Source organism: Arsenicibacter rosenii (assembly GCF_001870735.1).
GTDB lineage: Bacteria > Bacteroidota > Bacteroidia > Cytophagales > Spirosomataceae > Arsenicibacter > Arsenicibacter rosenii.
On the sequence record NZ_MORL01000001.1, the window covers coordinates 528962 to 541434 of the forward strand.

At 48.8% G+C, this 12473-nt stretch carries 8 protein-coding genes; 7 read left to right on the top strand and 1 reads right to left on the bottom strand.

Annotated features, from left to right (window positions below; genetic code table 11):
- Nucleotides 1-79 precede the first annotated feature (79 nt).
- The 3 genes from BLX24_RS01960 to BLX24_RS01970 are packed head-to-tail and all read left to right on the top strand — an operon-like array spanning nucleotide 80 to nucleotide 2421.
- Nucleotides 80-865, top strand: coding sequence for a T9SS type B sorting domain-containing protein (locus BLX24_RS01960; RefSeq protein WP_218160667.1), 786 nt, complete (start codon nucleotides 80-82; stop codon nucleotides 863-865).
- 2 nt (nucleotides 866-867) lie between these two features.
- Nucleotides 868-1653 carry a glycosyltransferase family 2 protein gene (locus BLX24_RS01965; RefSeq protein ID WP_071501388.1) on the top strand — a complete coding sequence of 262 codons (786 nt, stop codon included), beginning with the start codon at nucleotides 868-870 and terminating at the stop codon, nucleotides 1651-1653.
- A 6-nt stretch (nucleotides 1654-1659) separates the two neighbouring features.
- A complete protein-coding gene (locus BLX24_RS01970; RefSeq protein ID WP_071501389.1) occupies nucleotides 1660-2421 on the top strand; it encodes a glycosyltransferase family 2 protein in 762 nt (253 codons plus the stop codon).
- Between the two features lie 718 nt (nucleotides 2422-3139).
- Here the strand turns inward: BLX24_RS01970 and BLX24_RS01975 are convergent.
- Nucleotides 3140-6667 carry a carbohydrate-binding protein gene (locus BLX24_RS01975; RefSeq protein ID WP_083421782.1) on the bottom strand — a complete coding sequence of 1176 codons (3528 nt, stop codon included), beginning with the start codon at nucleotides 6665-6667 and terminating at the stop codon, nucleotides 3140-3142.
- Between the two features lie 163 nt (nucleotides 6668-6830).
- Here BLX24_RS01975 and BLX24_RS01980 point away from each other — a divergent pair, with 163 nt between their 5' ends.
- The 4 genes from BLX24_RS01980 to BLX24_RS01995 all read left to right on the top strand — a co-directional run bounded on the left by BLX24_RS01980 (nucleotide 6831) and on the right by BLX24_RS01995 (nucleotide 12446).
- Nucleotides 6831-8036: a glycosyltransferase family 2 protein gene (locus BLX24_RS01980; RefSeq protein ID WP_177225754.1), complete on the top strand. Its 1206-nt coding sequence runs from the start codon at nucleotides 6831-6833 to the stop codon at nucleotides 8034-8036.
- 129 nt (nucleotides 8037-8165) lie between these two features.
- The gene (gene dnaE, locus BLX24_RS01985; RefSeq protein ID WP_071501391.1) at nucleotides 8166-11789 is read left to right on the top strand and encodes a DNA polymerase III subunit alpha; all 3624 of its coding nucleotides are present in this window, start codon (nucleotides 8166-8168) and stop codon (nucleotides 11787-11789) included.
- Nucleotide 11790: 1 nt separating this feature from the next.
- The gene (locus tag BLX24_RS01990) at nucleotides 11791-12231 is read left to right on the top strand and encodes a DUF6932 family protein (protein ID WP_071501392.1); all 441 of its coding nucleotides are present in this window, start codon (nucleotides 11791-11793) and stop codon (nucleotides 12229-12231) included.
- Nucleotides 12232-12236: 5 nt separating this feature from the next.
- On the top strand, nucleotides 12237-12446 hold the full coding sequence (locus tag BLX24_RS01995; RefSeq protein WP_143092543.1) for a hypothetical protein: 210 nt from the start codon (nucleotides 12237-12239) through the stop codon (nucleotides 12444-12446).
- Nucleotides 12447-12473: the final 27 nt, after the last annotated feature.

Here is a 12473-nt window from a genome sequence, read left to right on the forward strand (position 1 = left end):
CGGACTGATTATAGCACAGGAGACCTTCGGAACAGGTCCCTCGATACCTTTGCCTGCCGGACGGATCCCCTTTACGTACGTGACCGCTAATTGCCCGAATGACGGACAGTATACCATTACCCGCGCGGTAAGCGATACCTGTTACACATCAACCTGGCATGGTGCACCGTCGGATCGCTCCGGAAACGGAAACATGCTGGTGGTCAATGCCCCTTATCCGGGCGAATTTTACCGGCAAACTGTCAATGGACTCTGTAACGGCACCTCCTACGTTTATTCGTTCTGGATTGCCAATCTGAATATTATCCTGCCGCCGCTGACCTGTGACATTGTGGTTCCGCATAACCCGGACATAACCATAATTGCCCAGCGTCCCGACGGTAGCCTGATCGACTCGGTCAGTACCGGTGTGATCGACCGGACCACCAGCCTGCAATGGCGGCAGTTCGGGTTATCGTTCACGATTCCCGGCGCCACCACAGACAGCAGTTCGGTTGTCATCCGGTTGGTCGACAAAGAAAAAGGGGGCTGCGGCAATGACTTTGTGATGGACGATCTGACGCTGACCCAGTGCAGCGACTGTTATTTTTCATCGGTGTTTGTGCCGGATGTATTTACCCCAAACGGCGACGGGCTCAATGATGTGCTGGAGATTTTCAGCGGTAATACCGGTGCCTTTTCGATGACCGTTTATAACCGCTGGGGCAGTGTTGTCTTCGCGTCGGATGCCCGGCAGTTACGCTGGGATGGCACCTACCTTGGCGAACCCTGCGAAGAAGGGCTCTATACCTGGACGTTAACCTATGCAGGCTTAACGACCAACCGTCAGTTTAAGCGCACAGGACGTGTACTACTATTACGTTGACTATGACTACCCCGACCCACAATTTTCCGGGTGTAACGCTGCTGATCACCCATTATAACCGCAGCTCGTCGCTGGAACGGCTCCTGAAGGCGTTTGAGGCCCTTCATTGCCGGTTCGACGATATAGTGGTATCGGATGACGGCAGTAAGCCCGAACACCTCGATGCCCTCCGCCAGCTTTCCGGCACGTATGCCTTCCGGCTGATTACAACCCCGGTCAACAAAGGGCTGGGCAACAACATTAACAAAGGGCAGGACGCGGTAAAAACGCCGCTGACGTTGTATGTACAGGAAGATTTTGTGCCGAAACCAGCCTTTGTGCCCCATTTTACAGATGCCCTGGCCATCATGAACCAGGAGCCTGCCCGGGACATTATCCGGTTTTATGCCTATTTCCCGTACCCAAAACTGAAACCCTATGGCAAAGGGTTTTCGGAAATGGTCTACAGCCCGTGGACGCCCGATCACCTGAAGTTTTATTTCTACAGCGACCACCCGCACCTCCGCCGGAGTAATTTCTTTACGAAGTTCGGCCGGTATGCGGAGGGGATAAAATCCGATAAAACCGAGTTCCTGATGTGCCTGTCTTTTCTGAAACGGAAGGCAAACGGATTATTTTTCAACGACTTCACAGCCGTTTTCGATCAGGTCAATTCGAGTGACGAACCGAGTACCATCGGACGCGCCGACTGGCGGCAAAATAAATCACCGTTGTTTCTGGCCATGCGGCGGGTGTATCTCGTATGGCGGTTAATGAAAAATCAGATAGAACTGGCCCGTACAAATTAAGCGTCTATGCATCATCATTTTCCTTCCGTTACCCTGCTGATTACCCATTATAACCGAAGCCGTTCACTGGAACGGTTGCTGGCATCGTTCCGTGATCTGGGCTTTGCGTTCGGAGAAATTGTGGTGTCCGATGATGCCAGCAAGCCGGATCAGCAGCAGGTGCTGACGGCTTTACAGGCTGAATACGGTTTCCGCCTGGTTTCGACACCGGTAAACAAGGGGTTGGCCAATAACCTGAACAAAGGACAGGCTGCCGTTAAAACGCCCCTGACGCTTTACGTGCAGGAAGATTTTATTCCCAAACCCGCTTTCATTGAAAAATGTAAGGAAGCCGTGGCGATGATGGAGGCGGAGCCGGTCTGGGATTTTGTACGGTTTTACGCCTATCTCAGGTACCCGTATCTGAGGCCATACCGCGCCGGTTTTTCAGAAATGTTGTATAAACTCTGGTACACCGACTACCACAAGATTTACCTTTATAGTGATCATCCGCACCTGCGCCGGAGTAATTTTAACGAGCGGTTCGGGAAATATGTGGAAGGAATCAAGTCGGATAAAGCCGAATACCTGATGTGTGTATCGGTGCTGCAAAACAAACCGAAAGCCTTATTTTACGAAGACTTCAAAGGCTTATTTGATCAGGTCAATTCGAGCGATGAACCCAGCACCGTGACGCGTAATAACTGGCGTCAGCAGAGTCAGAATCCGCTTATTTCCATCGCCCGCTACGTCTACCGGCAACTTAAATACAACTACGACCTACTATGATTATAATGATTGAAGGATTAAATGATTGAAATATTAGATGATTGAAGGATTAAATGATTGAAATATTAGATGATTGAAGGATTAAATGATTGAAATATTAGATGATTGAAGGATTAAATGATTGAAATATTAGATGATTGAAGGATTAAATGATTGAAATATTAGATGATTGAAGGATTAAATGATTGAAATATTAGATGATTGAAGGATTAAATGATTGAAATATTAGATGATTGAAGGATTAAATGATTGAAATATTAGATGATTGAAGGATTAAATGATTGAAATATTAGATGATTGAAGGATTAAATGATTGAAATATTAGATGATTGAAGGATTAAATGATTGAAATATTAGATGATTGAAGGATTAAATGATTGAAATATTAGATGATTGAAGGATTAAATGATTGAAATATTAGATGATTGAAGGATTAAATGATTGAAATATTAGATGATTGAAGGATTAAATGATTGAAATATTAGATGATTGAAGGATTAAATGATTGAAATATTAGATGATTGAAGGATTAAATGATTGAAATATTAGATGATTGAAAGCTTAGATGATTGAAAAATTAAATGATTGAAGGATTAAATCATTGACCTGAAAAAAGTGGTGGCCCGACTAGTCGGGCCACCACGAAAAAGCTACCCAAAAAAGGATACACGTCAGCTAAAAAATCATGCCAATCATTGAATCAAACAAATCATGTGTCCTAGTTAACTTTGATGACCTTCCGGAAGGCGCGTTCATTGCCGCGTTTTACGTCGATTACATAGGCGCCCGGAGCCAGCCGGCTGAGATCGATCCGCTCGTTGACAGCGATGCCCGCCTGCGGCACCTCAATCTGACGATGCAATGTGCCCGCCTGCGCATCGAACAGGATAATGCTGACCGGCTGTAACGACGGATTCGGCAGGCTTACCTGTACATACTCACTGGTTGGGTTCGGATATACCTTCACTGTCGTAGCCAGCGTTTCAACAGCTTCCGGAGAAACGGCCACCCGGGCACCGGATACGTCCAGGGCTTTAACAAATACCGGCGTTTCGGTTACGGTCAGCGTTACTGTTCCCTGATTGGTAGCTACCGTGTCGACATGCATGGTGGCCGTACCTGCCTGCGGTGTGTAGACCAGTGCCTTAGCCGCGTTACCCAGATTCAGGGAATAAGTGGCTGTGCGGCCTACCTCATCCGGGACAACCAGCGCGTAGATTGATTTACCGTTTTTCTCATACCGGTCGACAATCGGATCGGCGTGCAGGGTTTGTTTGTACTGGAAATCGCCAAGCAGGTTTTTGGCCTGTAGCAGAAAATCAGCGGCGGGCTTACGGGTCTGATCCGGATTTACCAGTCCGGATGAGCCAAACTGGATCGGGTTGTTGATATTGTCGTCGTAAAGTTGGTAGAAAAATACCTTGTCGATGCCGGTTCGGGCATAGAACAACGAGGTGCGCAGTATCCAGTCGGCCTGCGTCTGCAGCACTGATTTCGGGCCAATCGGGATTGCTTTCAGCGGGCTGCCCTGGTTAACGTCGTAGCCGGTTTCGGTAATCCAGACCGGCATGTCATTCAATTGCTCGTGAGCGGTTTTCAGCAGCTGAGCCGCGACATCGGCAGCGGCAGATTTTTCGGGAGCTGCCCCACGGGTACTTTGGCCGCTTTGTGATGAATTGGCGTTGTCGGGGTAGAGGTGATAGTTGATTACGTCCCAGCAGACATTGACAGAGCCATCCGGCCGGTAACCGCGATGCTGACGGCACCAGTCGATCATTCCCCGCAGATAGTCGTCACCGGCATAGACAGAGGCCATACCGCCAATCACCACCTGTACCGACGGATCGGCATTTTTGACGCCTACCCCGGCACCCATCGTATTTTTGTGACCATCGTAGAACGCCGACAGGTTAGCAGCATATTCGCGGGCAGTTTGGTAGGCTTTGCGGCCTTTCCACCATTTGTCACGCTCATTGTCGCATTCGATGTATTTAATGAGCCCCAGACCGATTTTCACGGTATTGATCCCATCACCCGTCCAGCGCTGCGAACTGTTTACGCGGAGCAGTGAGGGGTCAACCGACGGATTGCTGCCATAGCGGGCAATGTACTGAAACGCGACCCTGGCCTGTTCAAGGTAAGAAGCTGGTTCAGCAAAATCCTTGCCATAGCGTACCGGCACATTTTCGGCATCCCGTTCGGATGCCGGATACGTGTTCAGCATCCAGTTCGGTACTGTTTTTAAGCAGGCCAGTACCTCGATACCGTCGGCTTTGCAGCGTTCGTAAATCACATCATAATTCCAGCCGCCGCTATGCGTAGGATTATAGGTATAGCCGCCTTCGGTCGACTCCAGTTTTTCCCAGTCCATATAATGACGGACACCCGAGAATGTCTTTACCGCCTGCATTTTAGTCTCATTAATGACGGTTGGATTCTGACCGTCTTCGAAATCCCACTCAAACGCGTTTACACCCACCATATGCTTGAATTCCGGCGATTTTTGCGGGGCAGCGGTGGTAGTTGCAGCCGGGGGCGTATAGCTGCCGTACAGCTCAATTTCGGTTGGGTAGCCCCACCAGGCATTAATCACCAGATAACGGGCATTGGTAATGGGCGTGTCCAGCATATATTTTGCCTCACCCGACAACTGACGGTCCGGATACGGGCCGACCCAGCCGTTATATTCTTCGCCGGTAAAAGTAGCAATCGGGATACGCTGCCATTGATCGGTAATAATCGATAACGTCATCGGCTTATCCTTCATAGAACCCTCACCATCAAAAAACTTAATTTTTTCGATGCGCATGGTTTCGCCGGGCTTCAGGGGGTAATAGGCATCATAGTTGGCCAGTACTTTACCCCAGCCGGTATTGACCTGCGTCTGGGTGTTACCGTCAAATAAACCGTTCAGCCCGTTGCTGACGTTGTTTAGCTGATACCAGCGCTTCGGATCAATGGCTATTTTCACGGCTGTCGACGATACGGGGTGGTGGGGTGGTGGGGTAACCGTGCCATTAGTGCTGAAGCTGAGCCAGTTAAAATTCCAGTCGCCGACAAGGGCGTATACACGGAGTTTCTGACCACCGGCAGGCAACGTAACGTTTGCGGTGAGGGTGGTCCAGCTTTGCCAGCCACCGGTTTGCGGTACGGAGAGCGTTGCCAGTACACTATCGGCCGCATTGCGCAGCTGCAGTATACCACTGCCCCACGAGTTTGATACCCGGAATGAAGCGGTATAAGCCCCTGCCGCAGCGACGTTTACGGCATAATCCATCCAGTCGCCGTCATTGATCCAGCCCACATTCAGCCCGCCATCTGTATCAGATGTAGTTTCGGTCTGAATCCCGTACATACCGGAATGATTTTCGGCCTGAATAACGCCGGGAATGCTGGTGGCCGGGGTGAAGGAAAACCAGTTGAAATTAAAGTCGCCGTTTATGGCATGGATGCGCAGCGTCTGATTGCCCTGGGCCAGCGCAATGGTAGTTCGTACGCTTGTCCAGCCTTGCCAGCCACCCGAAAGCGGAACCGATGTGCTTTGTAACACCGTGCCATTTTCATTCCGTACCTGAATAATACCATTGCCGTAGCCGTTTGCCGTACGGAAGGTCAGGTTATATAAACCGCTTTGCGCAACCGACACATTATAATCCATCCAGTCGCCGTCATTGATCCAGCCTACATTCAGTCCGCCGCCTTCATCGGATGTGCCCTCGGTCTGAACGCCCTGCATGTTTACGTAACTTTCGGCTTCGATTTTGCCCGGAACAGGCTGTAGATTGGTCAGAGCAGGAGCCTGCTGCCCGTAAACCTGTACTTTTTGCGGAATGTTATTCGAAAATTTGTGAATGCAGATGGCGTCAGCCAGTACAGGCGCTGGAAGCTGCCAGTTCACCCAGCTCATATAACCCGGACCATCGAAACTACCCAGGAATATTTTTTCATTCCCGTTTAGCGCATAAATTAGGGCCGGCTTGTCGGTGAAAACGCCTTCATAGTCATACAACGAAATGCGGTTGATGTATGATTTGTTTGCCAGTTTCAGGGTAACATCAACATATTTAAAGTTATTTTCCCAGGCGTTAGGAACCAGACTGGTCAGGTCATCAGACAGCCATGAGCTATAATCCTGTCCGGTATTCTCGCTTGCAGTTATGGTTGAAAAATAAATCCGTGAAGGCGTCTGCGCATTCAGTTTTATGGTAATTACAAGTAACAAAAAGGTGAGTAGGAAATGTTTCATAATCCAATATTTATGAAAGAAAATGTACAAGATTCGGCTAAAAAGGTAATTTTATACTGAAATAATGTGAATCAAGGAAAAAAAATATGATTTTAAGCAGGAAGAAATGTAACTAAACTTTGTGGTCTATATACGTTTATGAGCCTAAACATGGATTTGTAACATGACATTTGAAACTTTTTTTTCAATTGTATTCTTTCCAGTAGCTATCTATCTGATGGCCAATGTGTTGTATTTGTGTGGTAATGCTGTTGCCGGCTGGTTCGGCGATAGCGATGATGTACCTGCACAACAGAAACCTTCCCTGTACCGGAAAATAGTCGTCCTGATTCCGGCTTATAAAGAAGATAAAGTTATTCTTGACTCAGTAGCCGCCAATCTTAACCAACAATACCCTGCTGACCGGTTTGACTTGCTGGTAATCGCCGATTCGTTTAAACCAGAGACTTTACAGACGTTGCGTACACAACCGGTCAGGGTCCTGGAAGTGAGCTTCGAGCAATCGACTGTTCAGAAGTCTATCAATGCTGCACTGGCTTCACTGGGGGAAAACGAGTACGATATTGTGGTAATTTCGGATGCCGACAATCACATGGCACCGGATTTTCTCCACCGGGTTAATCTGGCCTTCGACGCGGGCTGGCGGGCCGTACAGGGGCATCGGGTAGCCAAAAATACCAATACCAGCGTGGCCATTTTTGATGCCATGAACGAAGAAGTCAGTAACCATATTTACCGGATGGGGCAGCGGGCCCTGGGCTTATCGGCCCAGCTGATCGGCTCGGGCATGGCTTTTGAACCCGAAGCGATGAAACGGGGAATGAGTCAGCTGAAAACCATGGGTGGCTACGATAAAGAGCTGGAAATCAGTTTGCTGTCCGAAGGAATTCACATTGGTTATCTGGAAGATGCCTATATCTACGATGAAAAAGTGCAGAATCTGGAAGTGTTCGAACGCCAGCGTACCCGATGGATTGCTGCCCAGGTTCATTTCGTAAAAACTTACTTCTCCCTTGGCATGCGCGAACTCTTCAGAGGCAACTACCACGCCGCCAATGCCGTTTTAAAATTTCTCATCATTCCCCGCACACTTTTACTGGCGCTGTTGTTCACTAGTTGTCTTCTCGGTATCGTAACCGGTTTCAAACCGCTTTGGTCGTGGACGGGCTGGATGCTGGGCGTGCTGGTGTTTGCGATGGTCATCTCCATCCCGGGCTATTTGTGGAAAAAGCTGTCCATTCAGGATCTGGCCACATTCCCGAAACTGGTTTTCCGCATGATACGCTCATTGCTGAAGCTGAAAACCGCCGGTAAAAGCTTTCTGCATACCCCGCACGGTGAGACAAAGCCGGACGCTACCGGACAGTAAATAAATTTTGAGCGCTACCCGTATTATGGTCAGGGGGTTAGCACGACATGCCAAAAAAGGGCTTCCGGTTAATGCCTGAACCTGTTATTTTTGGTATAGCAAATTACTATTGCCCAATCGTAGATTATTATGCAGTTTTCTCACCTTCACTGTCACACACAATACTCGTTGCTCGACGGTCAGGCCGACATCAAGAAGCTAATCAAGAAAGCCAAAGCCGATAACATGCCGGCCGTTGCCATTACCGATCACGGTAACATGTTCGGGGTCTTTGAATTTGTTGCGGAGGCGGCCAAACAAGGCATCAAACCCATTGTGGGTTGTGAGTTCTATGTGGTTGAGGATCACACCAAAAAACAGTTTACGAAAGAGCAGAAAGACGTCCGCTACCACCAGCTGCTGCTGGCCAAAAATGCGACCGGCTACAAAAACCTGGTAAAGCTTTGCTCCCTTGGCTACATGGAAGGGCTTTACGGGAAATACCCGCGGATTACAAAGGAACTGATTGACAAATATAAGGAGGGCCTGATTGCCACAACCTGCTGTATTGGAGCAATTGTGCCGAAAACCATTCTGAAAAAAGGCGAAGAGGCGGCCGAAAAAGAGTTCAGATGGTGGCTCGACCGGTTTGGCGAAGACTACTATGTGGAGTTACAGCGCCACGAAATCCCGGATCAGATCAAGGCCAATCAGGTGCTGGTAAAATTCGCGGTAAAGTACAATGTAAAGATCATTGCTTCGAACGACTCACACTATGTTGACCGCGACGATTGGGTGGCACACGATATCCTGTTGTGCGTCAATACGAACGAAAAGTTAAGTACGCCTTCCGAGAAAGAATTCAATGACGAGGAAGGGCCTAAAAAAGGGACCCGTTTCGCATTCTTCAGCGATCAGTTCTACTTCAAGAACACGCAGGAGATGAGTACCCTTTTCAGCGATATGCCGCAAGCCATTGATAACACCAATGAGATTGTGGATAAGGTGGATACGCTGAAGTTGAAACGGGATATTCTCTTACCTAACTTCCCGATTCCCAAGGAGTTTCAGGTACACGATGATGATGTGCTGAATCAGTGGGAATACCTGAAGCACCTGACCTTTGAAGGAGCCCGCAAACGCTATGGCGAGATTGAATCGCACATACAGGAGCGCCTCGATTTTGAGTTGTTTACGATCAAAACCATGGGTTTTGCCGGGTACTTTCTGATCGTAGCGGACTTTATTCAGGCGGGCCGGGATCTTGGGGTGATGGTTGGCCCGGGGCGGGGGTCCGCAGCCGGATCGGCAGTTGCCTACTGCATCGGTATTACGAACATTGACCCGATAAAGTACAATTTACTGTTCGAACGTTTCCTGAACCCGGATCGTAAATCAATGCCCGATATTGATACGGATTTCGACGATGAAGGCCGTCAGCGGGTGATCGATTACGTAGTGCAGAAGTATGGCAAACAACAGGTTGCCCAGATCGTTACCTATGGTACGATGGCTGCCAAATCGGCGATCAAAGACGTGGCGCGGGTGATGGAACTGCCCCTTTCCGACTCCAATGCCCTGGCGAAACTAGTGCCGGATAAGCCGACCTATAACATGAACCTCCGCCGGATTTTCGAAGATCCGATCGACGGCCCGGGGGGGCTGACCAACGTCGTTTTGCCGGAAGAAGTTGAAAACGTGCGGCGAATGCGGCAGCTCGAACAGGGCGACGACCGTACGGTAAGGGAGCTTAAACTGCTTTCGGATTCGGAAAAGATTGCTCAGGTATTGCGGCAGGCCCGTAAGCTGGAGGGGACTGTCCGGAACACCGGCCTGCATGCAGCAGGGATTATCATTGCCCCCGACGACTTGTCGAACATCGTACCGGTGTCGACGTCAAAGGATACCAACCTGATTATCACGCAGTATGAGGGGAAAGTGATTGAGGATGCAGGGGTAATCAAGATGGACTTTCTGGGACTCCGAAACCTGACGATTATTAAGGAGTGCCTGCGCCTGATCCGGCAGAACTACCATAAAGAGATTGAAATAGACAGTATTCCGCTCGACGATCCGGAACCGTATAAGCTTTTCCAGCGCGGAGAAACGAATGCGATCTTCCAGTTTGAATCCGACGGGATGAAGAAGTACATGAAGGACCTTAAGCCTGATCGCTTCGAGGACCTGATTGCGATGAACGCCCTGTATCGTCCGGGACCGCTGGCGTATATCCCGACGTTTATTAACCGGAAGCACGGCCGCGAGGAGGTGAAGTATGACCTTCCGGAAATGGAGGAGTACCTGGCGGAGACCTACGGAATTAACGTTTATCAGGAACAGGTGATGTTGCTGTCGCAGAAACTGGCTGGGTTTACGAAGGGTGATGCCGACGTACTCCGGAAGGCGATGGGTAAGAAGCAGAAGGACATCATCGATAAGATGAAGGGCAAATTCATGGAAGGGTGCGGAAAAAACGGCCTCGATCTGAAAGCCTGCGACAAAGTCTGGACTGACTGGGAGGCCTTTGCGTCGTATGCCTTTAACAAGTCGCACTCAACCTGTTATGCCTTCGTTGCCTATCAGACCGCTTACCTGAAAACGTACTATCCGGCCGAATACATGGCCGCCGTTTTAACCTCGTGTCTGGGCAACATCGAAAAGATTACGTTCTTCCTCGAAGAATGTAAAAGCCTGGGCATCCGGGTATTAGGTCCTGATGTTAACGAATCGGAGCGGGTGTTCGGGGTAAACAGCCGGGGCGAAATCCGGTTTGGTCTGGCGGGTATTAAAGGGGCCGGGGATGCCGCCGTTGAAGCCCTGATCGCCGAACGGATGGAAAACGGCTTTTATAAAGACATTTTTGATTTCATTACCCGCGTTAACCTCCGGACTGTCAATAAGAAAACGCTTGAAGCGCTGGCTTATGCCGGTGCCTTTGATGCCATTGATGAATATCACCGGGCGCAATATTTCGATATGCCGCCGACAGAGTCGACGAGCTTCCTGGAGAAGCTGATCCGGTATGCCAACAATTATCACGCCGATAAGGCGGCGGCACAAAGCTCGCTGTTCGGGGCCATGATGGGAGGCGACGACATGATGATTGCCCGTCCGAAAGCACCGGTTGTTACCGAATGGAACCAGATCGAAAAACTCAAGTTTGAAAAAGACGTCGTGGGTTTCTACATCACCGGTCACCCCCTGGATGAATTTAAACTGGAGCTTGATGGGTTCTGCAATTGTAAGACAGATCAGATTTATGAGATCAAAACGCCGGAGATTAAAATCGGTGGTATTGTCTCCTCGGTTATCAACAAGATTGCCCGAAACGGCAATCCGTTCCTGATTTTCAAGCTGGAAGATTATAACGGGTCGGTGGAAATGACGCTGTTTGGCGAGGACTATGTGAAGATGGGTCAGTATATTGAAGTAGGGCGTTTCCTGCACGTTACCGGCAAGACCCAGAATCGCTGGAACTCTGATCAGCTGGAATTTAAACCAACGAATATCCGGTTACTATCCGAACTCCGTGACAAGATGTGTAAAGAGGTCCGGGTGTCTCTGTCGCTTGAAGCTGTTACGGCTCAGTTAATCAGTGAGATCAATGCCTTGATCACAGCGCATCCCGGAAACTGCACCCTGTTACTGAACGTGACCGATCCTGAAGAACGGATGGAGGTGAGTATGCTTTCCCGGACCGTGAAGGTTGCGCCAAACAACTCGCTGCTCCGTGGCCTTGAGGCGCTGGATGGCGTGGCGTGTAAGGTAGCGTAAAATGGTATCGTTTGATAACAAAGGGTTGTTGATGCCTTATGGCGCAGTAGTATTGCCGCCGGAAACTGTCAGTGAAGTATTCGTCTGGAATGAACAACGTCAGCGCCTCTGGGATTCATATCTATGCTTTAAACGTAAGTTAAGGGATCTGCTCTTAGTGGATTGTAGATACTGGATTGACGGAAGCTTTTCCACAAAAAAGGATAATCCGGGGGACATTGATATTGTTGTGCTCATTCCGTATGAGGAGTTCACTAAAAATATTGATCAGCTAAAGTTGCTGAGGCGTTCGGTAGCTGATGTAGATTGTTATTTTGTTGAGACATTCCCACCAGAACATCCCAGGTACAATATTGCTAAGGCGGATGAACTGACGTGGTATTATTTTTTCAGAACCGATCGCCGTAAAAGACTTAAAGGATTCATTGAAATTAATTGGTAAAGACGATGGAAATTCATGATGAACTTGAAATTGAAATTTTCAATACAATTGAACAGATAAAGCGGATGAATGAAGCTATTCATCGTCATGAACAGTCAAATGATCCGAATCCTTTAATGATTGAACAATTTCAGGAAATACGAAATAGATTAACATCGGATTTGCAGAGACTTATGTCGGAAATAACCGAAACGACATGGGTTCTTGCTGCTTAACAAAAAAGCCCCGGACACGTTGTCCGG